Below are 25,547 nucleotides of genomic sequence, written 5' to 3'. Positions count from 1 at the left end.
CATGGCACGCGCACCGGAGATCGCGGACGGCACTCCGGCACCTCCGCAGAGCCGCACCGAGTACGTCGTGACGCGGTTGAAGCAGGAGGTCGCCAACGGGACCCTGCGGCCGGGGCAGGCGTTGCGGCAGGTGCAGATCGCGCAGCGCTACGGCGTCAGCGTGACCCCGGTGCGGGAGGCGTTGCGCATCCTCGAAGCCGACGGCACCATCGCCTACTCCCCGCACCGCGGCGCGACCGTCCGCGACGTCGACCCGGAAACGGCGACGCACCTGTACCGGCTTCGCGCCGCGGTCGAAGGGCTCGCCACGGAGATCGCCGTCGAACGCCTGACGCCCGACCGCCTGGAGAAGATCGAGGCGGCCCACGCCGCGCTGCGGGCCGCGAAATCCGCGGGCGCCGACGGCACCGACCTCTCGCGGCTCAACAAGGACCTGCACTACACCATCTACGAGGGCGGCGCCGCCGTGCTGCTCGACCACATCGCCAGCCTCTGGTCGCGCTTCCCGACCAGCGTGACGCTGTGGGACACGGAGCACAACGCGGCCGCGCTGGACTCCGACCACGCCGACATCATCGACGCCATCCGCGCCGGCCAGGCCGAACAGGCGGGTGCGCTGATGTCGGCCCACATCCGGCACGCCGGAAGGCTTCGCGCCGGCACCGACTGAACGTTCCCCGGGAGGACCCGTCATGGAGCTTCGCCCCGCCCTCATCTGCTCACCCCTCCGCACCCCCGTCGGCCGCTTCGGCGGCGCGCTCGCGGGGGTGAGCGCCGCCGACCTCGCCTCGACCGTGCTGCGTGCGCTGCTCGAGCGCACCGGGCTCGACCCGGAAGCCGTCGACGACGTCGTGCTCGGACAGGCCTACCCCACGTCGGAGGCGCCGGCGCTCGGCCGCGTGGTCGCGCTCGACGGTGGTCTGGGCCTGCGCACCGGAGGTCTCCAGCTCGACCGCCGCTGCGGCTCCGGGCTGCAGTCCGTGCTGCACGCGGCCATGCAGGTGCAGACCGGCATCAGCGACCTGGTGATCGCGGGAGGCGCCGAGAACATGAGCGACGCCCCGTTCTACGCGACCGGGATGCGCTGGGGCGTCAAGGGTTCCGGCGTCACGCTGCACGATTCGCTGGCCCGCGGCCGCGTCACCGCCGGCGGGCGCGACCACCCCGTGCCGGGCGGGATGCTCGAGACGGCGGAGAACCTGCGCCGCGAGTACGGCATCGGCCGCGCGGAACAGGACGCGTTCGCCCTGCGCTCCCAGCACCGCGCCGCGGCCGCGCTGCGTTCGGGCGTGTTCGCCGACGAGATCGTGCCGGTGCCGGTGCGCACCCGGCGGGGCGAGCAGGTCGTCGACGTCGACGAACACCCGCGCCCGGACACCACCGCCGAGGCCCTCGCCGCGCTGAAACCGGTGCTGCGCAAGGACGATCCCGACGCGACCGTGACCGCCGGCAACTCCAGCGGGCAGAACGACGGCGCCGCCCTGTGCATCGTCTGCACCCCCGAACAAGCCGAAGCCCACGGCCTCACGCCGCTCGTCCGCCTCGTGACCTGGGCGGTGGCCGGGGTCGCCCCGGAGACCATGGGCATCGGGCCCGTGCCCGCCACCGCGGCCGTGCTCGCGCGGGCGGGCCTCGACCTGGCCGACGTGGACCTGATCGAGATCAACGAGGCCTTCGCCGTGCAGGTCCTCGCGTGCCTGCGCGAGTGGAAGCTCACCGACGACGACCTCGACCGCGTCAACGTGCACGGCTCCGGCATCTCGCTCGGCCACCCCGTCGGCGCCACCGGCACCCGGATCCTCACCACGCTCAGCCGCGAACTCGCCCGTCGCGAAGCCCGCTACGGCCTGGAAACCATGTGCATCGGCGGCGGCCAGGGCATCGCCGCCCTGTTCGAACGCGTCGCCTGACGCGCCGGTCACCGGCCCGCTACCGCAGAACGTCCACAACGGACCCCGGACACCGAGAAACCCGCCGTCTCCGGCGGGTTTCCCGGTGTTGCCGTCGCAATCAGACGTGGTCGGTGTCCCGGGGTTCAGCAAAACCCCGTCGAGACTCGCTCACGGACCGGGGCCGGGCCGAACTCCGCCGGTTGGCAGGTGGTTTCGAGCACGGACATCCACAGGTCGCCGTCGGGGTCGACCTGGTTGCGGCGGCTGGTCATCAGTGAAAGCGGGACGTGGACGAAGCGGCGGCGCCAGCGGGCGACGGCGGCTTCGGTGTGGCCCGCCATGGCGGCGTGGACCGCGGCGTGGGCCAGCCGCAGGCAGTAGACGCTGTCGTACGCGTTGGCGGCGATGCTGCGGACCGAGTAGCTCGGGTCGATGTAGCGCATCGTGGGGGCGAGGCCGGCCGCGGACAGGTGCGTCGCGATGCGCTCGTTGAGCAGCTCGCCGATGTTGCCGAGCTTGACGTTGCCCGAGGCGTCGGTGCCGCGGCCGTTCTGCTGCGGCAGGCCTTGTTCCTCGAGCAGGTCCTGGCCCGCGCCCTCGGCGAGGACGATGACCACGTAACCCTTCGCTCGCACGCGTTGCTCGACGTGCGCCAGCAGCCCGTCCGCTCCCCCGAGGGCGAACGGGATCTCGGGGATCAAGACGATGTCCGCGGCGTTGGCGGCCAACGCGGCGTAGCTGGCGATGAAACCGGAGTGCCGGCCCATCAGCTTCACGATCCCGACGCCGTTCGGGCTGGCCGCGGCTTCCACGGAGACCGCCGAGATGAAGTCGGTGGCCCGCGCGAACGCGCTCTGGAACCCGAACGACTGGTCGGTGAAGGGCAGGTCGTTGTCGATCGTCTTCGGGACCCCGATGACGGCGATGTCGAGACCGCGCGCCCTGATCGCCTTGCTGAGGAACGTCGCGGCGCGCATCCCGCCGTCGCCACCGATGACGAACATGATGTCGACGCCGCGCATCACGAGGCTGTCGACCATTTCGTCGGCGTCCTGACCGCCGCGGGAGCTGCCCAGGATGGTGCCGCCGGAGTTGTGGATGTCGCGGACGCGCTCGGGCGTCAGTTCGATGGTGTCGTGGCGGTGTTCGGCCGTCAGCCCCTGGAGCCCGTTGCGGAAGCCCAGGATCCGCTTGACCTGGTAGTGCACGGAAAGTTCTTGGACGAGACCGCGGATGACGTTGTTGAGGCCGGGGCACAACCCCCCGCACGTGACGATACCGGCGGTCACGCGGGCGGGGTCGAAGTAGATCTTCCGGCGGGGTCCGGCGGATTCGAAGCTCGGCACCTGACCGGGCGGGAGACCGTGCTCGGCGAGCATCGAGACGGTGTCCTCGAGCAGCACCCGGTCGCCCTCCGCGACGTAGTGCGGAGAGGTCTGCTTGGTGGAGAGCATCTCGGAGAGCGGCGAATCGTAACGGCATTCGCCGAGACGGCGAACGCGGAGGTCGTCCAGGTGCAACGTCACCGAATCTCCTTGATCGTGATGGAGCCGCTCGAGGATTGCCACCGGGGAGGATCGGAATTCGCGAGCGCGAACCATCGGGGGAATTTAGTCGAAAGTGGTGTGGGTGATGTGGCGGATCTCGCCCCGGGAGATCAGGAGCGATTCGGTGATCGTCGCGCCCTGGTGTTTCCGCGGACGCCCGACGAGAGGCCCGCCGTTGACACCCGAGGCGACGAAGAACGCATCGCCGGACACGAGTTCGTCACAGGTGTAGATGCGGTCGAGGGACATCCCCGCGGCCAGGATGTTGTCCGCTTCCTCTTTGCGCTGAGGAGCCAGCCGGCCCAGCATGCCGCCGCCCAGTGCCCGGACCGCCGCCGCGGTCATCACGCCCTCGGGCGTGCCGCCGACCCCGATGAGCAGGTCGATGTCGAGCGTCGGCAGCAGCACCGCCAGGCTGCCCCCGACGTCGCCGCCCGCCGGCGTCTGCACGGCCGCGCCCGCCCGCACCACCCGGGCGATCAGCTCCTTGTGCCGCGGCTTGTCCATGATCATCACGCGCAGCTCGCTGACCTGCTTGCCGAGCGCCTTGGCGACCTTGGCCAAGGTTTCCTCGGCCGGGTCGTCGAGGTCGATGACGTCCTTCGCCTGCGGTCCCACCACGATCTTGTCCATGTAGAACCCGGGCCCGGGTGACCAGAAGGTGCCCGATTCGGCGAACGCGATCGTCGCCAGTGAGCCGGGCAGGTCGTGCGCGCAGAACGAGGTTCCTTCGAGGGGGTCGACGGCGATGTCGAAGTCCGGGCCGTGGCCGGTGCCCACGATCTCGCCGTTGAACAACATCGGGGCGTCGTCCTTTTCGCCTTCCCCGATGACCACTTTCCCCCGCCCGGGCGCGTCGGCCAGCGCCTCCCGCATGGCCGCCGTCGCCGCCGCGTCGGCGCCCTTCTGGTCGTTGCGGCCGACCCAGGCGAAACTGGCCACCGCGGCCCGGCGCGTAGCGGCCAGCGCCACCGCCTCCAACGTGTGGATGTCGGTAGAAGTCCGCGGCGCGACCTCACTCTGATACTGCATCTCGGGTTTCCCTTCTCGTCTGTAGCATCAGGACAGTGAGATCGCGGCACTCCGCCTGCGGTTACTCGAGATTCGCGTGCAGGCGCCACAGCTCGCGGGCCTGCGACCCGCTGCTCTGCCACAGCGTGTGGAACAACGCGTCGGTGGTCAGCAGCACGGACTGCTCGAACAGGCTGCCCGCGTACTGCACGGAGGCGTTGCCGTCGAAGTCCTGCTTGTCCGCGGCCGGGATGACAAGCACCTCGGTCGCGATCTTGGCCAGCGCGGAGTCGGGGTTCGTGGTCAGCGCGATCACGTTCGCGTCCTGGTCACGAGCGGTCTGCGCGGCCCGCACCACCCGGGCCGTCGACCCCGAGCCCGAAGCCGCCACCAGTACGTCGCCCGCGCCGATCGCCGGAGCGGTCACCTCACCGACGACGTGGGTGGGGAGTCCGAGGTGCATGAACCGCATCGCGGCCATCTGCAGCGCGAGCCCGCTGCGCCCGGTGCCGATGGTGAACACCGCCGGTGCCTTGAGCAGCAACCCGCCGGCCCGGACCCAGGCCGGCGACTGCACCGCCGCGCTCACCCGGTCCACCTCGCCGACAACCGTGCGGGTCGCGGTCGAGAAATGACTGGCATCCAGTTTCTTCGAAGTCGTCTGCGTCAACGAGATCTTCCTCCACTCACGGGGCGGATGGCATTCGTTGGTCACTTTGTCCGGTGCGGTGAACACAGCCATCCCGGATCTTCGCAGTGGCTCCGATAAGCCACTCAGCTCAAAATGATTGTCCACCTGCGTGCTGACCAGCAAGGCTTACGACATTGGGAAACACTATCCCGTGATTGGGATAACGAATACGGATCGAAAGCACGAGAAGGCGGCCCCGGCTGTTCGCCGGGGCCGCCGGTGCCAACGGCCACCGCCGACGGACTGATCCGCCGGCGGGCGCGGATCAACGCGCGGACTGCACGCTCCGCCGGGCGGCTTCGACCACAGCCTCGGTGGTGATCCCGAACTGCTTGAACAGCGTCTTGAAGTCCGCCGAAGCACCGAAGTGCTCCAACGACACGATCTCACCCGCGTCGCCGGCGAACCGGTGCCACGGCTGCGCCGTCCCCGCTTCGACGACCACCCGGGCGCGCACCGAAGGCGGCAGCACCTGTTCCCGGTAGGACCGGTCCTGCCGGTCGAACCACTCCACGCACGGCATCGACACCACCCGGGTGGCGACCCCCTCGGACTCGAGGACCTTCCTGGCCTCCACGGCCAGCTGGACCTCGGAACCCGTGCCGATGAGCACCACCTCGGGACTGCCCGAGGACGCCTCGGCGAGTACGTAGCCACCGCGCGCCACGCCGTCGGCGGACGTGCCCTCCAGGGTCGGCAGGTTCTGGCGGCTCAGCGCCAGCCCGGCCGGGCCGCTGGTGTCCTCCAGCACGGCTTTCCAGGCGTGCGCGGTCTCGTTCGCGTCGGCCGGGCGCACCACCGACATCCCCGGGATGACGCGCAGCGAGGCCAGCTGCTCCACCGGCTGGTGGGTCGGACCGTCCTCGCCGAGGCCGATCGAGTCGTGCGTCCACACGTAGATGGTCGGCAGCTTCATCAGCGCGGCCAGGCGCACGGCCGGGCGCATGTAGTCGCTGAAGATCAGGAAGGTGCCGCCGTACGGGCGGGTTCCGCCGTGCAGCGCGATGCCGTTGAGGATCGACCCCATCGCGTGCTCGCGGATCCCGAAGTGCAGCGTGCGCCCGTACGGGTTGGCCTGCCAGGCGTCGGTGGAGATCTCGGCCGGCCCGAAGGAGTCCGCGCCCTTGATCGTGGTGTTGTTGCTCTCGGCCAGGTCCGCGGACCCGCCCCAGAGCTCGGGCAGCACCTTGCCGAGCTCGGCCAGCACCGCGGCCGACGCCTTGCGGGTGGCGACCGCGCTGCCGTCCGCCTCCCACTTCGGTAGCCCGTCGGCCCAGCCGGCGGGCAGCGCGCGCTTGCTGAGGCGGTCCAGCAGCGCCTTGCGCTCGGGGTTGGCCTGCGCCCAGGCGTCGAACTCGAGCTGCCACTTCTCGCGGTCGGCCCGGCCGCGCCCGGCCACCTCGCGGGCGTGGCGCAGGACCTCGTCGTCGACCTGGAAGTGCTGCTCCGGGTCGAGGCCGACGGCGCGCTTGACCGCCGCGAGCTCCTCGGCGCCGAGCGCGGCACCGTGTGCCTTGCCGGTGTTCATCTTGGTCGGCGCCGGGAAGCCGATCACCGTGCGCAGCACGATCAGCGTCGGGCGGGCGGTCTCGGCTTTGGCCTGCGCGATCGCGTCCAGGAACCCGGCCACGTTCTCACCGCCGTCGACCGTGAGGACGTGCCAGCCATACGCTTCGTAGCGCTTGGCGGTGTCCTCCGACAGCGCGATGCGGGTGTCGTCCTCGATGGAGATCTCGTTGCTGTCGTAGATCACCGTGAGGTTGCCGAGCTGCTGCGTGCCGGCCAGCGACGACGCCTCGGAGGTGACGCCCTCCTCGATGTCGCCGTCCGAGGCGATCACGTAGACCTGGTGGTCGAACACGCTCTTGCCCTGCTCGGCGTCCGGGTCGAACAGGCCGCGCTCGCGGCGGGCGGCCATGGCCATCCCGACCGCGTTGGCCAGGCCCTGGCCGAGCGGGCCGGTGGTGGTCTCCACGCCCTTGGTGTGCCCGTACTCGGGGTGACCGGGGGTCAGCGAATCCCACTTGCGCAGGGCCTTCAGGTCGTCGAGCTCCAGCCCGTACCCCGAGAGGAACAGCTGGATGTACAGGGTGAGGCTCGAATGCCCAGCCGAAAGCACGAACCGGTCCCGGCCGATCCACTGCGCGTCGGCGGGGTCGTGCCGCATGACCCGCTGGAACAGCGCGTAGGCGACGGGCGCGAGGCTCATGGCCGTGCCGGGGTGTCCGCTCCCGCAGTGCTCGACGGCGTCGGCGGCCAGCACGCGGGCGGTGTCGACCGCGCGCTGGTCCAACTCGGTCCAGTCTCCGGGGAGCCGCTTGGTGGTCAAGCGAACGACCTCGTCAGGTGATTCGTTCGGTGCCATGGGCGCGCACTCCTGATGGTTTCGGTTGATTCCGGCCGGGAATTGTTTTTCAGGCGGTGGCGCGCTTTTTGAGTTCCTTGGCGGCGGCGCCGGGGTCGCTGGCGTTGTAGATCGCCCCACCCGCCACGGCGACGGTCGCACCGGCGTCCCGCACCGAGGCGATGGTGTCGATCTTCACGCCACCGGCGATGGAGAACGGCACCCCGGCCTGACGACCGTCCTCGAGCAACTGGTTGATCGAATACCCCGGACGAGCCTGCTCATCCAACCCGGCGTGGATCTCCACGAACGACACACCCAGCTTCGACACCTCACGAATCCGCGCCACACGACCATCCACCACGGTGATCATGTCCGCCACAACCTGCTTGCCGTACTTACGACCCGCCGCGACCGCACCCCGCACCGTGTCATCATCAGCCGCACCCATCACCGTCACCAGATCCGCACCAGCCTCGAACGCCAGCGCCGCCTCCAGCTCACCCGCATCCGCCGTCTTCAAATCCACGAACACCAGCTTGTCCGGATGCGCCGCCTTGATCGCCGACACCGCCGCAATCCCCGCCGACTTCACCAACGGCGTCCCCAACTCCAGAATGTCCACATGCTCGGCCACCTGATTCGCCAACGTCAACGCCGCGGGAAGGTCCAGCACATCCAACGCCACCTGCAACTTCACCAGAATCTCCTCGAGGTCGAAACGATCACCACGGCGGCCCGCCACCGGCGGCACCCACACACCGGCAACACCAGACCAGCCATCAACCCCTACAACAATTCCTGACCCAGCCGAAATTCAGCAATAGCCAGCACATGCAAAACCACAATCCCCCGATGCGCACAACAAATACCCACCCACCACCGCGGCCCGCATTACGCTTGGCTTCGTGTCGAATCAGCCGATGATCGCTCCGTCCATCCTCTCCGCCGACTTCGCCCGGCTCGCCGACGAAGTGGCTGCCGTGCAAGGGCAGCCGGGCCGGGGAGCAGATTGGCTGCACGTGGACGTCATGGACGCGCATTTCGTGCCGAACCTGACCCTGGGCCTGCCGGTCGTGCAATCGCTGCTGGCGACCACCGACCTACCGCTGGACTGCCACCTGATGATCGAGAACCCGGATCGCTGGGCAACCGATTACGCGGAGGCGGGTGCCTACAACGTCACCGTGCACGTCGAGGCCGCCAACGATCCGGTCATGCTCGCGAAGGACCTGCGGGCCGCCGGCGCGAAGGCGGGGCTGGCGATCAAGCCGAAGACGCCGCTGGAGCCCTACGTCGAAGTGCTCAAGCACTACGACACCCTGCTGGTGATGTCCGTCGAGCCCGGTTTCGGCGGACAGAAGTTCATCGCCGAGGTGCTCGACAAGGTGCGCAGGGCCCGGAGGATGGTCGACACCGGCCACCTGAACCTGGTCGTGGAGATCGACGGCGGCATCAACACCGACACGATCGAACAGGCCGCCGAGGCCGGCGTCGACTGCTTCGTGGCGGGATCGGCCGTCTACGCCGCCCAGGATCCGGCCGCTGCCGTGGAGGGGCTGCGCGGACAGGTGGAAGCCCTTTCCGCGCGCACCGAGGATTGATCCTCGCCGAACCGCTCGATTTCGTTCAGACCGGCCGGATTCTGCCGCACTTCAGCGTTCGGCAGAATCCGGCCGGTCCGCACCGATCACACTCCGAGCATTCGCCGCAGATCCGGGGCGTGGCGCCGGGAAACCGGAACGAACTCGTGGGACCGCGAATCCATGATCAGGAAAAGCTCCCCCTTGATGCCGCGTTCCAGTTCCGCCACCCGGCGCAGGTTGACCAGAAAACGCCGGTGCACCCGGCGGAACCCGTAGGGCGTCAGCAACCGCTCGACGTTCTCCAGGCCACGGGTCGCCGCCTGGATCCGACCGCGTTCCGTGACCAGCCAGACGATGTTGCGGTCGGCCTCGGCGTAGCGGATCTCCGACGGAGCGAGCAGGACCAGCCGGTCGTTGCGCATGCCGATGACGCGGCGGGGCAGCGGACCGACCTCCGCTTCCGAAGTGCTCTCGTAGGGTTCCCCCTCTTGCACCCCGAACACGCACAGCATGCCCACCACGTGGTTGGAGTCGACCACGGGCCGCATGGTCAGCGGAGTGGCGTCCTCCCCCGGGCTCACCGGCAGGCACGCGTAGCCGCTCCACTGTGAGGTTCCCTGCGCCCGCTCCTTGGCCCACCGCACCACGTCGGGCAGTCCGGAGATGTCCGGCATCCAGCGTTCCGCCGGTTCGATCGCGCCCGCGATGATGGGCGCCTCGCCGGTCAGCCCGAGCAAGGTGGCAGCCGCTTCGTTCGCGGCGATCACGTTCCCGCCGCGGTCCATCGCCATGAACGGACCGCTGGACTGCGTGCACTTCTTGTTGAACTCGGAGATCACCTTGTCCGCCTCGTAGACGGCTCGCCGGTAGATCTCCTGCTCGACGCACGCGACCGCCTTCGTCAGCCACGCCGGCACGAGCTTCGACAGCGACGCGTTCCACCGCGAGATGTTGATCGACGCGACCGGCGAGCCGGTCACCACGTCGCGGATGGAGATGCCCGCGCAGGCCCACTGGTGGAAGGCCTCGCACCAGTGCTCCGGCCCCGTCACCGTCACCGGGCCGGACACCTCGAGCGAGGTGCCCATCCCGTTCGTGCCGGTGCTGTCCTCCGACCACGACGACCACGGTGCGAGGTTGTGCAGCTCGGCCCGTCGCTGCGCGGAGGGGTCGCCCCACGCCCCGAGGACTCGCCCGTCGCCGTCCGTGACGGTGACGACGGCGCCGTCCCGTTCCACTTCCTGGCCGGCCAGCGCGCCGAGGCCGCCGAGCGACGTGAAGATCACGCCGTTGTCGATGCGCTGGGCCTCGTCGCCCCGGGCCCCCGGTGCGACGTCCAGCGTCCGGTCCACTTCGTACCGATCGCGGCAGCGGTACCACGAAGCCAGGATCTCGGGCCGCACGCCCGTTTCGATGTCCTCGCCCGCGGCGAAGCTCTCCCACGCACGAGCCACCTCTTTTGCCGACGAGGTAGCCACCAGGGCGCCGTTCGTCACCTGGCCACTTCCGCTGGGCCTGCTCGGTGCGATCGCCAGCGGCGGCACTCTCCCGGTCATCGCGACCTCCTTGTCGCCGGGCGCACCGGGGTTCTCTGGGACCACCGGGCAGTGACAGAAGTTACAAAGTAACCCGATGCTGCGCGACTTTTCAAGACATCTCCGCGTCGTTCAGCCACTTGCCTGTAGACATACAGGACTGGCCTGCCGACGCCGAAAAACAGTGCAATCCGGCCAAACAGCAGGCCAGAGCGGTTAACTCGGATAACACGTGGCCAATTGCGCAAGCATGGTCCAGCACAACGCCACCGTGGTCAAGTCGAGTGGGCCGAAAGCCGTGCCCCCGAACGGGTTCCGCGCGACCCAGTTGGGCCAGTCGGCCCTGGTGAGCGGGCCGGCGCTGGGGGAAACTGGTTTCGTCTGCCCAGATTGTGGAAATCCACAACCTAGCCGCGTTGCGCCTTTCGGGCGAAAGACCGTAAATGATCTTGGCGTTCGCCACGGTCCGCGATCACCGGGTCCCGGCAGGCGTGACCGCTGGTGGGCGGATGGCGACCGATAATGGTCGCTTCACGACCGTTCGTAGGTCGTTCGCCCGCATCCATCCCTCTCCGCTTGCCCTCAAAACGAGGAAGAGCTTAGGTTCGTCGACGGCCCAGCGACGCGACCAGGCCCGATACATCAGGCAGCACCCGAGCGGTCATCGGCACCGAGCGCTCGGGTGCCGTCAGGGTTGGCAACAGACCAAAGGCGGTCTTATATGGCAGAACTACGCCGGCTCGACGCGACCTCTCCCCACCGAGGCGAGGCGACGGTGTACGGGGCCTGGGAGCGGTTCGTGCGGGGCGAGGACGACCTCCGGGGCGTACGGCCCGAGATAGCGATTTCCTGGCAACGGTGCCGGGACCAGTACGGGGTCGACCCGTACCTCACCGAAGCTCCGGTCGCCGTGGCGGAGGTCGACCACGCGCTGGAACACGACGTCGTGATCGCCGAACTGGGCTTCCGCGCCGCTTCGCTGGCGCACGAAGTCAGCAACCTCGGCGGCATCGTGACCATCACCGACGCCAGCGGCCGGGTGCTGGCCCAATGGGGCGACCAGGCCACGCGCACCGTCGCCGAAAAGGCCAATCTGGCGCCGTGGTTCTGCTGGGCCGAGGGCGCCACCGGGACGAACGGCATGGGGACCGCGCTGAAGTCCTACACCCCCGTGCTGATCCGCGGGGCCGAGCACTGGTGCCAGGCCTTTCACGACTGGACCTGCGCCGGCGTGGCGGTACGGGACGTGGTGACCCGGGAACCGGTCGCGGTGCTCAACATCTCGTGCTGGCGCAGCGAGCTTCCCGCGACCGCGGGTGCTTGGCTGAGCAACGCCGCCACCATGACGCAGCGCATCCTGAGGCGCCGCGCCCAGGACGACGGAGCCGAACTGGTCGCGGCCTTCAACCACGCCAGGTCGCGCTTCACCGGGGCGCTCGCGGCCGTGGACCCCGCGGGCCGGGTCGTACTCGCCGACGACACGGCGGGCGTGCTCCTCGGCGTCCCCGGCTCCACGCCGGCGTCCGAACCCGCGGTGCGGTGGAAGCCGGAACTGCCGGAATTCATCCGCGCCACCAAGTACGCCGCCAAGCAGGCCGCGCGCAATCCCGACTGGGTCGGCTCGACGCAGATCTTCACCCGGCTCGCGAACGAACCGACGTCGATCAGCATCCGGCCGGTGTTCCTTTCCGGGCACCTCGTCGGCAACATCGTCTCGTTCGGCGTCTCCGAAGGGGATCCACTTCCGCGGACGAATGGGGACAGCACGCTCGGGTCGCAGCCGCACCGAATGGTCGCGACGCGCGAAAACCGCATGGTGCTGCTGCGGCTCCCCGAAGTTTCGTTCGCACAATCGGACGGCAACGACGTGTGGCTGTCCACCGATCAGGGGCGGTTGCGATCCGCTTCGCCCGGCCTCGACAAGCTCGAGAACGAGCTGTGCGACTCCGGTTTCCTGCGGGTGCACCGCCAGTACGTGGTGAACCTCAGCCGCATCCGGGAAGTCGAGCGCCGGTACAAAGGCGAATTGTTCCTGGTCATGGACGACAAGGCGAAGACGATGGTGCCGGTTTCCCGGCGGAACACGCCGGCGGTGCGCCGAGCGCTGGAGATCTGACAGCCTCGTTCGAGGACCCGGAAACCGGCGCGTGGACTTCGTCCACACCGGACTGTTCGCTTTCGCACCACATACCGCTCCGCCGCCACGGGCCACGAAGGCTCGTGGCGGCGTGGCCAGACATCGTTGCGGCACAACGACTTCGACGCCGGGAAGCGGATTTCGCGACGGTGAACCCGGCTCGTCAGCCGCGGTACCGGTGCACGTCGCAGACGCAGTACATGAGCCGGCAGTCGAAGCACGCGGGCTTGTCGACGCACGTGATACACGGCCCGCAGTGCACCGGTTCGGTGTGCCGCTCGTGGTCTTCGGGCTCGTAGGCCTCCCCGCAGTAGAGGCAGGGCAGCCGCTCGAATCCCTTGTCCTGCTGGGGCACCGACGACTGGCTCATCACATCACCCTTTTGTTTTCGTCACTCGCTTCCCCATGACCGAGGTGCTCCTGGAAAGGTACCAGCGCGGGGGCCGGAATACCCACCGCCGACCGGGCCACGGGGTACGAAGTCCTGACTCTCTTCGCCTTTCCACGCAAAAGAACCCGCCCGGTGGTCGAGCCGTCGCCGGGACGGCTCGACCACCGAGCGGGTGGAAAAACTACCGCGAATCTCGCGTCAGCACCACGTCAGTGGCGCTGCCCCGTCACAGGGAGAACGTGATCAGCGCGGCACCGTGGCCCTGACCGGACATCCCGGGGATGATGCCTTCCAGCCAGCCACCCCAGCCGACCGGCACCGTGATGTACTGCTTGCCGTCGAGGAAGTAGGTCGACGGGCTGCTGTGGTGACCGCTACCGCAGTTGAAGCTCCACAGCTTCTCGCCGGTCTCGGCGTGCAGCGCCATGAACTCGCCCGCCGGCGTGCCGGCGAACACCAGGTTGCCCTCGGTGCTGAGGGTCGACGCGGCCATCGGGAAGGGGAGCCGGTAGCGCCACTTCTCTTCACCGTGGGAGTCGAACGCGCTGACCGACCCGGCCATGTTGTCGACGTCGACCTCGACGGCGGCACCCCAGTAGGGCATGCCTTCCTTGAACTCGCGGCGACGCCGGGTGGCGGTGGCGCCCACGTCGGCGACCGGCACGTAGAACAGGTCGTGGTTCGGGTTGTACGAGGCGTGCGTCCACTCCTTCGCACCGGCGGGGCCGGGGTAGAAGTGGCAGGGCTCGCCTTCCTTGTCCGGGTACTTCCGCGGCATGAACTTGCCGTCACGGGAGATGGTGCCCCAGTCGATCCGGTCGACGAACGGCGTCGCGTGCTGCAGCTCGCCGTTGGTGCGGTCGATGACGAACATGTACCCGTTCTTGTCGAAGTGGGCCAGCAGCTTCTTGCCGTCCCGCTCGAACAGGGTCATCTCCATCGTGGAGTCGTAGTCCCACAGGTCGTGCGGCGTGAACTGGTAGTGCCACCGGATCTCGCCCGTGTCGACGTCCAGCGCGACCACGCTGTCGGTGTAGAGGTTGTCCCCTTCACGGACCTCGCCGTCGAAGTCGGGAGCCGGGTTACCGGTGCCCGCGTAGTACAGGTTCAGCTCCGGGTCGAAGGTGCCGGTAACCCAGTGGTTCGCACCGCCGCGCTGCCAGGCCTCACCGTCGGCGGGCCAGGTCTCGGCGCCGGGCTCGCCCGGCTTCGGCACGGTGTAGGTGCGCCAGCGCTGCTCGCCGGTCTCCAGGTCCCAGCAGTCGATGTGACCGCGGACGCCGTACTCGCCGCCGGCGGAACCGGTGATGAGCGTGTCCTTGACGACCAGCGGAGCGATCGAGGCGCTCTCACCCGCGCGCACGTCGCCGATGGTCTTCTGCCAGACCTTGCGCCCGTTGGTGGCGTCGATCGCCACCAGCTGGGCGTTCTGGGTCACCATGTAGACCTTGCCGTTCGCCACCGCGCAGCCGCGGTTGACGTTGGCGCAGCACAGGGTCACGTCGAACGGCACCGCGTGCTTGTAACGCCACAGCTGCTCGCCGGTCTTCGCGTCGAGCGCCCAGAGCCAGCCGTCCCAGCCGGTGACGAACGCGACGCCGTCGACGACGATCGGGCAGGCCTCGAACGCGTAGGTCGAGGTGGAGGCGATCAGACCGGTGGAGCTCGCCTGGTGGATCCAGGCGACCTTCAGGTTCTTCACGTTGTCGACGTTGATCTGGTCGAGCAGACTGTGCCGCTTGCCGTCGTAGTCGCCGTAGTACGTGATCCAGTTCTGCGACTCGCTGCGGGCCTGGAGGATGCGCTCGTAGTTGATGCCGCTCGTCACGTCCGGAGCGCTGTGCGGCATGTTCGAAAGTTCGTTGTGGTTGAACGCCTTGCCGGCATCGACGTATTCGATGGTCATGGTGGTAGCTCCCTTGCTACGGCCGCGGCTGGGCGGGTCGGTCGAGTTTGGCTTCCGGCGGCACCTCGCCCGTCACGACGATGGCGCCGGTCAGGCCACGCCCCTCGTCGTTACCGGCCGGCGAGCCGTACCAGTAGCAGCCGGGACCGTCCAGCTCGAGCGTCGCGCTGCCCTTCGAGTGGTTCAGCAGACCGATGAACTGCTTGTCGCCGTTGCTCGGCAGCAGGCAGGCGTGGGTGTTCTTGTCGTCGTTGATGATCGTCAGCTCGACCACGCCGGCGTGCGGCAGGATCAAGATCGACGGCTCCCACGCCATCGCGTCCTCAGGGATCCGGATGGTGGCTTCCATCGTCCCGTCGGGCCGCTCGGTCGCCTTGCCGATGGAGCCGGTCCCGAGCACGGCACCGATGGTTGCCTTGTTCTGTCCGCCGAGCTCGGCCAGGAGATCCTCTCGGTCCTGGGCAATCGTCATCGGACTTCACCTCCTCGTCAGCAAAAATGAACGTTCTGACAGATTTTCGCGGAACACATCACGAACACGACAGCGCCGTCGACGACGACGAAATCGCATACTTTCCCAAGCGCTACGCGACAGCCGGGCTTGACGTGGCGCTCCCCATTACAGGTGCGGATCAATCTCACATGTACTGCCCGGCACCGATTTCTGATCCTGTAACGAGTTTGGACTCTACACGCGGGTGAGCCATTCCGATATCCGTCGCCACCGACGGGCCCGACCCCGCCGTTCCCCCGGCGAGAGGTACCGTTCGTGCGGGCTCGCGCCCGGCCGGACTGAGACGCCGGTCATGCTGACCAGGCCAAATCTGCAACTTGCACTCCGTGGTGGGGTTAGTTGATGTTGTTGCTGCGCCTGGGTTTTGGGGGAATCCTTGGCGTGGCTAAGGTTGTGGGCCGGCCGCCGCCCGCCGGGAACCGGACGTTCCGCGCGGAAACCCAAGCCGCGCAACAAAAAATCAGCCGCGGAGACCGGCTCGAGCGCGGTCTTCGCGGCTGAGTAAGACGACGGGGGTCAGGGCAAGTCGAACCGGTCGAGTTCCATGACTTTCACCCATGCGGATACGAAGTCCCGGACGAACTTGCCACCCGCGTCCTCGCTCGCGTAGACCTCCGCGAGCGCCCTGAGTTCGGAGTTCGACCCGAAGATGAGGTCGACCCGGCTCGCGATCCACGTGACTTCACCGGTGGCCCGGTCGCGGCCCTCGTAGACCGTCGTCCAGAGGTCCGGGCTCTTCCTCGGTACCCACTCCGTCCCCAGGTCCAGCAAGTTGACGAAGAAGTCGTTCGTCAACGACCCCGGCGCCGAGGTCAGCGCACCCAGCGGCGAACGCCGGTGGTTGGCCCCGAGCACCCGCAGCCCGCCGACCAGCACGGTCATCTCTGGCGCGCTCAACGTCAGCAGGTTCGCGCGGTCGACCAGGAGGTGCTCCGGTGTCATCCAAAAACCGTCGCCCAGGTAGTTGCGGAAGCCGTCGGCCACGGGTTCCAACGCGCCGAACCACTCGACGTCGGTCCACTCCTGGGTCGCGTCGGTGCGCCCGGGGTGGAACGGAACTTCGAGGACGTGGCCGGCTGCCGCGGCGGCCCGTTCCACCGCCGCACACCCGCCGAGCACGATCACGTCGGCCAGCGAGATCCGCTTGTCCCCCTGCTGGGCGGCGTTGAACCGCTGCTGGATCTCCTCCAGCACGGGCAGGACGGCGCCCAGTTGCTCGGGCTCGTTGACCGACCAGCCGCACTGCGGTTCGAGCCGGATCCGCGCCCCGTTCGCCCCACCGCGTTTGTCGCTGTTGCGGTACGTCGAAGCCGACGCCCACGCAGTTGCGACGAGTTGCGCGACCGTCAAGCCCGAACTGAGGATCTCGCGCTTGAGGGCGGCGACGTCTTCGGTGTCGACGAGTGCGTGGTCCGGCTCCGGCACCGGGTCTTGCCAGATCAGCCGTTCGGCCGGGACCAGCGGCCCCAGGTAACGCCGGACCGGGCCCATGTCGATGTGCGTCAGCTTGAACCAGGCCCGCGCGAACGCGTCCTCGAACTGGTCCGGGTGCTCGAGGAACCGCCGCGAGATCACCTCGTAGTGCCGGTCCTCCTGCAACGACAGGTCGGTCGTGAGCATGACCGGGTGGTGTTTCGTGTCCGGGTCGAAGGGATCCGGCACGGTGTCCTCGCCCTCGCCGCCGCTCGGGATCCACTGCCACAGGCCCGCCGGGCTGAGCTCGACGTCCCACTTGTACTGGAACAGCGTTTCGAAGAACGTGTGGTCCCAATCGACCGGTGTGCGCGTCCACATGCCTTCCAGCCCGGTGGTGACCACGTCCGGCCCGATGCCGCTGCCGTACCCGCCGGCCCAGCCCAGGCCCTGCGCGGTGAGCGGCGCGGCCTCGGGATCGGGGCCGGCCGTCACGTTCGGATCCGCCGGGCCGTGCGTCTTGCCGAAGGTGTGCCCGCCGGCGATGAGCGCCACCGTTTCCTCGTCGTCCAGCCCCATCCGCTTGAACGTCGCCCGGATGTCGCGGGCCGCGAGTCGCGGGTCGGGGTTGGTGGCCGGGCCCTGCGGATCGACGTAGATCAGCCCCATCTCGGTAGCCGCCAGCGGTTCGTCGAGGTCGCGCAGGCCGCTGTAGCGTTCGTCGGACAGCCACTTGCGTTCGGGACCCCAGTACGTTTCGTCGGCCTCCCACACGTCGGCGCGACCGCCGCCGAACCCGAACGTCTTGAAGCCCATGGACTCCAGCGCGCGGTTGCCCGCGAAGACCATCAGGTCCGCCCAGGAGATCCGGCGCCCGTACTTCTTCTTGACCGGCCAGAGCAAGCGCCGCGCCTTGTCCAGGTTGCGGTTGTCCGGCCAGCTGTTCAACGGGGCGAACCGTTGCATGCCGGCGCTGGCGCCGCCGCGGCCGTCGCGGACGCGGTAGGTACCCGCGGCGTGCCAGGCCATGCGCAGCACAAGGGGACCGTAGTGGCCGAAATCGGCGGGCCACCACTCCTGCGAGGTGGTCAGCACCTCGTCGACGTCGCGCGCGAGTTCGTCGAGATCCACCGTCGCGAAGTGCGCGGCGTAGTCGAAGTCCGCGCCCAGCGGGTTGTCCGCGGGCTGGTGCCGGCGCAACACCTTCAGATCGATCCGGTGCGGCCACCAATCGTTGGGATTGCCGCTCGCCACCGGAGGATTCCGCCGCCGCGCCGGCTGCATCTCACCCAGGACCTTGTCGTAGGTGCGGTAGACGTGGGTGTCGGGATTCTCGGGCAAAGGTGACCTCCCAGGTGTTGCCGAGCCTGAGATTTCGAGCGCCGGGCCGCATGCGCCGGGGCCACTGCGATTCGCCCTTGTCGCGGGAGCTCGACCTCGAGGATCTGGCTCAGGCCAAGCATACCGCGACGCCGCACCCGCAGGAAGCCCGCGAAAGAGTGCCTGGCGAACGTTGCCGAATCGCCCGAAGCCTTGCGCTGCTTGTGAATTCGGCCTTCACGACGCCCGCCGATCAGTCGAAGACCAGCGGCAGCACGATCGCTGCGCCGAGGAGCGAGATGCCGCAGAGCAGGTCGGCGCGGATCCGGATGACCTTGGCGGCCATCTTCCCGACGAAGAGCCCGGCGAACGACATGATCACCGTCATGATGCCGAAGGTCGCCATCGGGACGATGAGGGAGAACCCGGCGATCCCCAGGCCGGCACCGGCGACGAAGTTGTCGATGCTCAGCGAAAGCGGCATACCGAAGAGCGTCACCCACGGGTGGTCCAGGTCTTCCTCTTCCGGCTCCGGGTGCCGGATGGCGCCGACGATGAAGTAGATGCCGTACAGCCCCAGCGCGGCCGCCCCGACGTAGTCCGCCCAGTCCCCGAGGAAGTCACCCAGGAAGTGCCCGATCAACCCGCCCAGCAGCGGACTCACGGCGTCCCACACTCCGAAGACGAGGGCGACCTGCAGAGCCCGGCGCCACCCGAAGGGAATGGTTCCGATGGCGATCGACGAGCGGAAGTTGTCGAGACTGAGACCGAAGGCGAGCGCGATCAGGGGAAGGAATTCAAGGGACACCTGAACCACCTCAACAGATTTACCAGGGTTCACGGGGAGGGAGACTTGAAGACGAGTCGGTTCTCGGGTGGTCAGGACTCACCGCTCGCGCGGATTCGCGATTCCCGGCCGGGATCTCGCCGTTCCCGGCTCCTCACCAGACCTCCCTGTTGGAGTCCTGCGCTTCCGTGACGACGATCGCCGGTACTGAGCGATCCGGCGTCGAAGATTCGATGCCCCGGCCGATCGGGGCCCCTACCGGCGATCCGCCGGCGCGGCCTCGGTTCCGTCCTGATGAACTCGCGCGTGATTCCACTCGGCGTGGCCCGCCGGTGATTTCCTTCGCGCGACCCGGCGGAACAATTTTCAGCGTGTGACGCAAGGCCCCTGCGCGGTCGATTCACTCGATCGGGGGCCTTGCGCCAACGCAGACGTAGTCCGGTCGCAGATTTCAGCCATCTGCCGCGACTACGAGAAATCGAGCAACACGGGCCGTGGAGCCCCGCTGTCAGCCCCGGTAGAAGTAGCCCGTGGCCTCAGCACACACCTCGACGACCGTGTACTCCGGAGTTTCCCACTTCATATTTTCCTCCTAGCTGTTGGCTGCGCCCGGCGACTGGGCGAAAACCGGACATTCGCGATCCGCGCAATTTCGAGGACTGCATCCCGAAATTTCGCGGTCATGAACGAGCATCTTCGATTTAACGCAGTTGTTGCAACTGACCTTGAACCAGTGGTCGGGAACCAGTGCCGAACGGCACCCTGCGGCCTACGAGTGGGGGAGGCACGGTCACCGACGGCACGGGGACCACCTACCGGCCCGACCCAGAAACCAGGGCTGACCTGGGAAAACGTGGAGACGGAGGGCTCGGCGACGAGCCACGGGAACCGGTTCCGCGCGACGGCGGAGACCGCCTCGCTCCCGCCGGCGGGCCCCGCAGCGTCGCGGCCCGTTCCCCGGACATGCCTCAAAGGCACAGTACGAGTCCGCGGGCGACGACGTCAACGGTTCCAGTGGCCCGCCCCGCTCTGACCAGTGGTTTTTCCGGTCAGATCGCCCGGGGACACCGCGTTGGCCGGGCAGCTGTGCACGGTCCCGGCGGGGCCCCGTGGCCGTCGGCGCGTGACCCGGTGCGCCAGCCGGATCGCGTCGTCAACCGCCTCGAACGGCGGATCGGCACCGCCGTTCCCGAGACCGCCGGCACCAGACGGCGACCCCGCAAGAAAATGAATCAGGCCTCCGATTATCCGAGCCTATAAAATATTCAAATGCCCACCCAGCGAACGCCGGCCACCAATTCACGAATCCCGGATTAGACTGTTCGAGTGCGAATCTACCTGGGCTCCGATCACGCCGGACTCGAACTCAAGAACCACTTCGTCAAACGGCTCACCGAGCTCGGTCACGAAGTGATCGACGTCGGCCCCGCCGCTTATGACGCGAACGACGACTACCCACCGTTCTGCGTCGAGGCGGCGCGGCGCGTCGTCGCCGACGACGGCAGCCTCGGCCTCGTCATCGGCGGTTCCGGGAACGGCGAACAGATCGCCGCGAACAAGGTGCCCGGCGCCCGCGCCGCGCTGACCTGGAACGTGGACACGGCCAAGCTGGCGCGTCAGCACAACAACGCACAGCTGGCCGGCATCGGCGCCCGGATGCACACGGTCGAGGAGGCCGAGCGCATCGCGGACGCGTTCCTCACCACCGAGTTCGAGGGCGGCCGCCACCAGCGCCGGATCGACCTGCTGTCGGACTACGAGCGCACCGGCGAGCCGCCCGCGCTGCCCGGCGAATAGCCCTCGTCCGCGAGTGGCTGCGCCGGAGCGAAAACCGGTGCAGCCACTCACAAAGACGGCCTCAGTGCGAGTCTTGGTCCGACTCGCCGAGCCCGAGCTGTCGTTCGATCCCTTCCCACAGGCCGGCGTCGTCGGAGACCGCACGACCGCCGTCGCGAGCGGCCCACGTCGTGGTGACGACGGACTGCAGCAGCTTGCCGTTGTCCCCTTCGCTCGGTATGCGGGGTACCGCGTCCGGCCCGAGTTCGACGAGGTGCTCGGACGAGGTGACGTGCAGCGGCAGCCCGGGCGCGAGCAGTCCGCTCAGGTCGGCGGCGACATACGTCGGACGCGCGGGCCGTTCCGCGAACGCCAGGTCCCGCAGCCGCGAAGCCCCGCTCAGGACGAACAGTGAGTCGAGGCCGGCCGAATTGGCGCCCTCGATGTCGGTGCCCAGCAGATCGCCGCACACCAGGGTGTCCGAGTGCTCGGTGCCGAGCCGCGCTCGGGCCAGGTCGAACAAGGCGGGCTGCGGCTTGCCGACGACGTGCGGCGAGGCGCTGGTCGCGGTCTGCACCAGCGCGACCAGCGCGCCGTTGCCGGGCGCTCGCCCGTACGGCGTGGGCAGCGTGAGGTCGACGTTCGTGGCCACCCAGCTGGCTCCGGCCTCGGCGAGGTAGCCGACCGCCGCGAGCTCGCGCCACGTGATGTCGAACCCCAGTCCCTGCACGACCGCCTCGACCGGGGTGCCGTCGAGCTCCGCGACGCGGACCGGCGTCAACCCGGCTTCGGCGAGCGCGTGCGCGACACCCGGCCCGCCGACCGCGCACACGGGCGCGCCGGGAGCCAGCCGCTGCGCCAGGTGCGCCGCGGCCGCCTGAGAACTCGTGACCACCGACCAGCCCCGCTGCGCGACGCCCAGCCTCCGCAGGTGATCGCCCACGTCCTCCGGCGGGCGGGAGGCGTTGTTGGTCGCGAACACGACCGGCACGTCGTCCGCCGTCACCCGGTTCAAGGTCTCGACCGCGTGGGGAACCGCACGGGGACCGCGGTAGACCACGCCGTCGAGATCGCAGATCAGGCCCCGATAACGCGCGATGAGCGGCTCGGTCCGGACGGACGTCGTGGTGATCTCACTCATGCACTCAGCCGTTTCCCGCTCACTCGAAGTCGATGCCGAGGTGCTCGCGCCACCTGGCCTGGCGGCGTTCGGACCTGACGATCCGCACCGTGTCCGGCTTCGAGCACATCACGATGGACTGGGTGGTCGTGCGGCCCGCGTGGTTCTGGACGCCGCGCAGGAGCTCGCTGCCGGTCACCCCGGTGGCGCAGAACAACACGCTCTCCCCGCGCACCAGGTCCTCGGTGTGGAGGACTTCCCCGACGTCGCCGGAGTTCGCGCCGTCCTCGGGATCGCCGGGCCGCAGGCGCGCCTGCAACGCCCCGCCCAGACACGACAGGCCGGCCGCGGCGATGACCCCTTCCGCCGCTCCCCCGGTGCCCATCAACAGGTCCACCGGGCTCTCGGGACGCGCCACGGCGAGCGCACCCGCGAGGTCGCCGCCCTCGATCAAGTGGACGCGCGCGCCGGCTTCGCGGATTTCGTGCACGAGCTCGCGGTGCCGGGGCCGGTTGAGGACGGCGACGACGACGTCCGAAACCCGGATGTCCTTGGCCGTGGCGACCGCCCGCAGGTTCTCCGCCACCGGGCGGCTGATGTCGACGACGTCGACGCATTCGGGGCCGACGGCCAGCTTCTCCATGGACCGGACCGGCGACGGGTCGTACATCGCGCCGCGTTCGGCCACCGCGATCGCCGCGATCGCGTGGGGCACGTCCCCGGCCTTCGACAGGGTGCCGTGGCCCGCGCTGATGCCGACGTCGCAGAACGGCCCCTCGCCGTCACCGACGTCCTCACCGGTGAACAGGAACGGCGCATCCCGCTTCGCACCCTCACCGATCACCACGACGCCGCGCATCGACACCGACATGACGACTTGGTGCATCGCGTCGACCGCGGCGGTCTTGCCGCTGTTCTCGTCGCCGTGCCCGACCCACCGGCCGGCCGCGATCGCGGCCGCCTCGGTGACCCGCACCAGTTCGAGAGCGAGGCTGTGATCGGGCGCGAACGCACCATCGGTGCGGTCCTCCGCCGCGTGGCGGCCGGAAACCCCGCGGGTGCCCCATTCCTGAGCTGTCATCGACATCTATCCCCTCGAACGAACGATGGCACGTGACCGGGTGGCCGGCCGGCGACGCGGACGCCGAACCGAAAGGCGACCGGACCGGCAACCCAGCTCGCCGATCCGGTCGCCCCTTCATCGAGACACCGGCCGCCGGCACCGCGGCCGGGCCCCAGCTCGAGCACTCAGCGGGCGGCCGCGTTCGCGACGGCGCGATCGGAGAGCACCTTCTGAGCCGCAGCCCGCTTGCCCTCGTCGCCACGCCAGGTCTCCAGAGCCGGCCCGACGAGCGCGCGGCCGAAGGAGTACGTGAGCTCCCAGGGCAGCGGGTCGAGCTTCTGCATCGCCCCGAGGTGCTTCGTAGCCACTTCCGGGTGCTGGCCACCGGAGAGGAAGGCGATGCCCGGCACGGACGCCGGCACGGTCTCCCGCAGGGCTTCGACCGTGGCCCGGGCGACGTCCGTCACCGAGGGCTGCTCCGAGCTGCCGGTTCCGGCGACCACCATGTTGGGCTTGAGGACGATGCCGTCGAGCTGCACCTGCATCAGGTCGAGCTCCTCGAACACGACCTCCAGCACGGAAGCCGTCACCTGCCGGCACTGCGCCAGCGAGTGGGAGCCGTCCATCAGCACCTCGGGCTCGACGATCGGCACCAGGCCACCTTCCTGGCAGAGGCCGGCGTACCGCGCCAGCGCGTGCGCGTTCGCCCGCACCGCCCGGTCCGACGGAAGGTTGTCACCAATCGTGATCACCGCACGCCACTTGGCGAACGTGGCTCCGAGGCGCTCGTAGTTCGCCACGCGTTCGCGCAGCCCGTCGAGACCCTCGGTGATCTTCTCGTCCGAGGCGCCCGCCAGCACCTTCGCTCCGGTGTCGACCTTGATCCCGGCGAGGATCCCGAGGTCGTCCAGGAACTCCGGGAACGTGCGCCCGTTGCTCAGCTTCTGGTGGAACGTCTCGTCCGCGAGGATCACGCCGCTGATCGATTCCGCGAGCCGGGGCGTCGTGACGATCAGCTCCCGGTAGACCCGGCGGTTTTCCTCGGTCGGCTCGACGCCCACCTTCTCCAGCCGGGAAGACATCGTTCCGATGCTCTCGTCGGCAGCAAGGATTCCGCGCCTGTTGGAGACGAGGGTTCGCGCAATTTTATTCAGAGCAGACATCGATCGTTATCCTCCCGCGCTCGACACCGGACGGTGTGGGCTGTTCGCGACTGTTCGGCGTTCAGGTCTTCGGGCACAACTGGCGTCGACCGTCATGCGATGTTCTTCGTGGTGGTTTTCGCCTCCACGAGCCGGCTGGTCCGGAGTTTCCGCCCGGGCACGACAACCGGCATCGGACTGCCCTTCGACGCGGCGATCTCGACCAGTTCCTGCGCGTACTCCGGGAGATCCCGGCGCTCGCTCCACGCCGCGTAAATGGGTTTCGCCGGCATCTCCTGGTCGACGGGCACCAGGTGCAGCCGGCCTTCCGCGAGTTCGGACCGCACGGTGGAGAGGTTCAGCACCGTCACCCGCTTGCTGGTCGCGACCGCTTGCTTGATCGCTGCGCTGGACGGGAATTCGACGTAGCTCCGCGGGGCCCGAGCGGTGCCCAGCAGGTCGTCCGTGAACTCCCGCAGCCCCGAGCCGCGCTCGCGCAGGACGAGCTGGGAGCCTGCCAGCTCGCGCACGCTGACGGCTGTGGGCCGCCGGGCCCACGGGTGCTTCGAGCCGACCACCACGGCGAGCCGGTCGTCGCAGATGTACCGGGTGACCATGTCGTCGCCGAATTGTTTCTGCACCTGGCTTCCGGCCTGGCACCAGCCGTCGATGAACGCGAGGTCCACGTGGCTCGCCCGGATCAGCTGACGGAGCTCGTCGACGCTCCCGGTCTGCACCTCCACCCGGGCCTCGCCGAACGAGAACCCCGACCGGTTCAGCCATTCGGGGATCAAGTGCTCCGAGATGGCCGGGCTGCCCGCAACCCGAAGTCGTTTCGCATCAGCGGATTGCGAGCCGGAGCCGAACTCCAGCAGCTCGCGCGCGGCCTGCATCACGTTGCGGGCGTACTTCGCCAGCATTTCCCCTTCCTCGGTCAGCTTCGAACCGGTAGGAGAACGCTCCAGCAGCCGGAGACCCAGGCGACGTTCCATCGCGCTGATCCGGATGCTGGCGGCCGGCTGCGACAGGCTGTGCGCTTGAGCCGCCTTTCCCACGCTGCCGTAGCTTTCGACCGACAGCAGCAAATCGAGGTCGGCGAGCTGAGGCATCTTTGACGGAAGAACCACGATTTCACCTCTCGCTCCAGACTGGGTCCTACTGTGATCTGCGGTCGAAATGCTCGGTTTGCGAAGGGTGCCGGATGGCAGTTGTGGACTACACCGGTGACTCGCGGTGCGTAATGAGACTGCCCGGGAGCTGTGCGCGTGGTCAATCTGTTGGACACGAACGCGCGCCGTGCGGGCATGAACGGCGGCCACAGCGCCACCTGCGGGCCGGTTCCGAAATCGGACGGCGGTACTGAGAAACGGCC

20 protein-coding genes are annotated in these 25,547 nt (G+C 68.7%); 5 read left to right on the top strand and 15 right to left on the bottom strand.

Annotated features, from left to right (window positions below; all coding sequences use genetic code 11):
- The first annotated feature begins 1 nt into the window (after window position 1).
- Together ACIA77_RS35670 and ACIA77_RS35665 are read left to right on the top strand one after the other, a co-directional pair.
- Complete coding sequence (locus ACIA77_RS35670; RefSeq protein WP_395890466.1) at window positions 2-670, top strand: GntR family transcriptional regulator; 669 nt, start codon at window positions 2-4, stop codon at window positions 668-670.
- A 22-nt stretch (window positions 671-692) separates the two neighbouring features.
- Window positions 693-1,910 carry an acetyl-CoA C-acetyltransferase gene (locus ACIA77_RS35665; RefSeq protein ID WP_395890465.1) on the top strand — a complete coding sequence of 406 codons (1,218 nt, stop codon included), beginning with the start codon at window positions 693-695 and terminating at the stop codon, window positions 1,908-1,910.
- A gap of 125 nt (window positions 1,911-2,035) precedes the next feature.
- Here the strand turns inward: ACIA77_RS35665 and ACIA77_RS35660 are convergent, their stop codons facing one another.
- From ACIA77_RS35660 to hxlA, 5 genes are all read right to left on the bottom strand, one after another.
- A complete protein-coding gene (locus ACIA77_RS35660) occupies window positions 2,036-3,418 on the bottom strand; it encodes an ATP-dependent 6-phosphofructokinase (protein WP_395890464.1) in 1,383 nt (460 codons plus the stop codon).
- Window positions 3,419-3,502: 84 nt separating this feature from the next.
- Window positions 3,503-4,471: a class II fructose-bisphosphatase gene (gene glpX, locus ACIA77_RS35655; protein ID WP_395890463.1), complete on the bottom strand. Its 969-nt coding sequence runs from the start codon at window positions 4,469-4,471 to the stop codon at window positions 3,503-3,505.
- A 61-nt stretch (window positions 4,472-4,532) separates the two neighbouring features.
- Window positions 4,533-5,165, bottom strand: a complete 633-nt coding sequence (gene hxlB, locus ACIA77_RS35650; RefSeq protein ID WP_395890483.1) for a 6-phospho-3-hexuloisomerase — start codon at window positions 5,163-5,165, stop codon at window positions 4,533-4,535.
- Between the two features lie 241 nt (window positions 5,166-5,406).
- Entirely contained in the window at window positions 5,407-7,506 is a 2,100-nt protein-coding gene (gene tkt / locus ACIA77_RS35645; protein WP_395890462.1) for a transketolase, read from the bottom strand.
- Window positions 7,507-7,555: 49 nt separating this feature from the next.
- A complete protein-coding gene (gene hxlA / locus ACIA77_RS35640) occupies window positions 7,556-8,185 on the bottom strand; it encodes a 3-hexulose-6-phosphate synthase (protein WP_395890460.1) in 630 nt (209 codons plus the stop codon).
- 223 nt (window positions 8,186-8,408) lie between these two features.
- Here hxlA and rpe point away from each other — a divergent pair, with 223 nt between their 5' ends.
- Window positions 8,409-9,089, top strand: a complete 681-nt coding sequence (gene rpe, locus ACIA77_RS35635; protein WP_395890482.1) for a ribulose-phosphate 3-epimerase — start codon at window positions 8,409-8,411, stop codon at window positions 9,087-9,089.
- An 86-nt stretch (window positions 9,090-9,175) separates the two neighbouring features.
- Here the strand turns inward: rpe and ACIA77_RS35630 are convergent, their stop codons facing one another.
- Window positions 9,176-10,627, bottom strand: a complete 1,452-nt coding sequence (locus ACIA77_RS35630; RefSeq protein ID WP_395890459.1) for a LytTR family transcriptional regulator DNA-binding domain-containing protein — start codon at window positions 10,625-10,627, stop codon at window positions 9,176-9,178.
- A 700-nt stretch (window positions 10,628-11,327) separates the two neighbouring features.
- Here ACIA77_RS35630 and ACIA77_RS35625 point away from each other — a divergent pair.
- A complete protein-coding gene (locus ACIA77_RS35625) occupies window positions 11,328-12,722 on the top strand; it encodes a LytTR family transcriptional regulator DNA-binding domain-containing protein (RefSeq protein WP_395890458.1) in 1,395 nt (464 codons plus the stop codon).
- A 184-nt stretch (window positions 12,723-12,906) separates the two neighbouring features.
- Here the strand turns inward: ACIA77_RS35625 and ACIA77_RS35620 are convergent, their stop codons facing one another.
- The 5 genes from ACIA77_RS35620 to ACIA77_RS35600 all read right to left on the bottom strand — a co-directional run bounded on the left by ACIA77_RS35620 (window position 12,907) and on the right by ACIA77_RS35600 (window position 19,095).
- A complete protein-coding gene (locus tag ACIA77_RS35620) occupies window positions 12,907-13,113 on the bottom strand; it encodes a recombination activating protein 1 (protein WP_395890457.1) in 207 nt (68 codons plus the stop codon).
- A gap of 247 nt (window positions 13,114-13,360) precedes the next feature.
- The gene (locus ACIA77_RS35615) at window positions 13,361-15,040 is read right to left on the bottom strand and encodes a PQQ-dependent dehydrogenase, methanol/ethanol family (RefSeq protein WP_395890456.1); all 1,680 of its coding nucleotides are present in this window, start codon (window positions 15,038-15,040) and stop codon (window positions 13,361-13,363) included.
- 16 nt (window positions 15,041-15,056) lie between these two features.
- Window positions 15,057-15,512, bottom strand: a complete 456-nt coding sequence (locus ACIA77_RS35610; RefSeq protein WP_395890455.1) for an MSMEG_3727 family PQQ-associated protein — start codon at window positions 15,510-15,512, stop codon at window positions 15,057-15,059.
- Between the two features lie 558 nt (window positions 15,513-16,070).
- A complete protein-coding gene (katG, locus tag ACIA77_RS35605; protein WP_395890454.1) occupies window positions 16,071-18,308 on the bottom strand; it encodes a catalase/peroxidase HPI in 2,238 nt (745 codons plus the stop codon).
- Window positions 18,309-18,540: 232 nt separating this feature from the next.
- Window positions 18,541-19,095, bottom strand: a complete 555-nt coding sequence (locus tag ACIA77_RS35600) for a manganese efflux pump MntP family protein (protein WP_395890453.1) — start codon at window positions 19,093-19,095, stop codon at window positions 18,541-18,543.
- Between the two features lie 1,305 nt (window positions 19,096-20,400).
- On the opposite strand from ACIA77_RS35600, the gene ACIA77_RS35595 reads away from it, so the two are divergent.
- Window positions 20,401-20,871 (top strand): ribose-5-phosphate isomerase, encoded by a 471-nt coding sequence (locus ACIA77_RS35595; RefSeq protein ID WP_395890452.1) that lies wholly within the window; start codon window positions 20,401-20,403, stop codon window positions 20,869-20,871.
- 61 nt (window positions 20,872-20,932) lie between these two features.
- On the opposite strand, the gene ACIA77_RS35590 is transcribed toward ACIA77_RS35595, so the two are convergent.
- The 4 genes from ACIA77_RS35590 to ACIA77_RS35575 all read right to left on the bottom strand — a co-directional run bounded on the left by ACIA77_RS35590 (window position 20,933) and on the right by ACIA77_RS35575 (window position 25,302).
- Window positions 20,933-21,991 (bottom strand): HAD-IIA family hydrolase, encoded by a 1,059-nt coding sequence (locus ACIA77_RS35590; RefSeq protein WP_395890451.1) that lies wholly within the window; start codon window positions 21,989-21,991, stop codon window positions 20,933-20,935.
- Window positions 21,992-22,010: 19 nt separating this feature from the next.
- Window positions 22,011-23,051 carry a class II fructose-bisphosphatase gene (gene glpX, locus ACIA77_RS35585; RefSeq protein WP_395890450.1) on the bottom strand — a complete coding sequence of 347 codons (1,041 nt, stop codon included), beginning with the start codon at window positions 23,049-23,051 and terminating at the stop codon, window positions 22,011-22,013.
- A gap of 167 nt (window positions 23,052-23,218) precedes the next feature.
- Window positions 23,219-24,196, bottom strand: a complete 978-nt coding sequence (locus tag ACIA77_RS35580; RefSeq protein ID WP_395890448.1) for a class I fructose-bisphosphate aldolase — start codon at window positions 24,194-24,196, stop codon at window positions 23,219-23,221.
- Between the two features lie 92 nt (window positions 24,197-24,288).
- The gene (locus ACIA77_RS35575) at window positions 24,289-25,302 is read right to left on the bottom strand and encodes a LysR substrate-binding domain-containing protein (RefSeq protein ID WP_395890447.1); all 1,014 of its coding nucleotides are present in this window, start codon (window positions 25,300-25,302) and stop codon (window positions 24,289-24,291) included.
- Window positions 25,303-25,547 lie beyond the last annotated feature (245 nt).

The organism is Amycolatopsis sp. NPDC051903 (assembly GCF_044452505.1).
Lineage (GTDB): Bacteria > Actinomycetota > Actinomycetes > Mycobacteriales > Pseudonocardiaceae > Amycolatopsis.
Note: the sequence above shows the minus strand (reverse complement) of the source record. Positions and strands in the feature narration are given on the sequence as shown.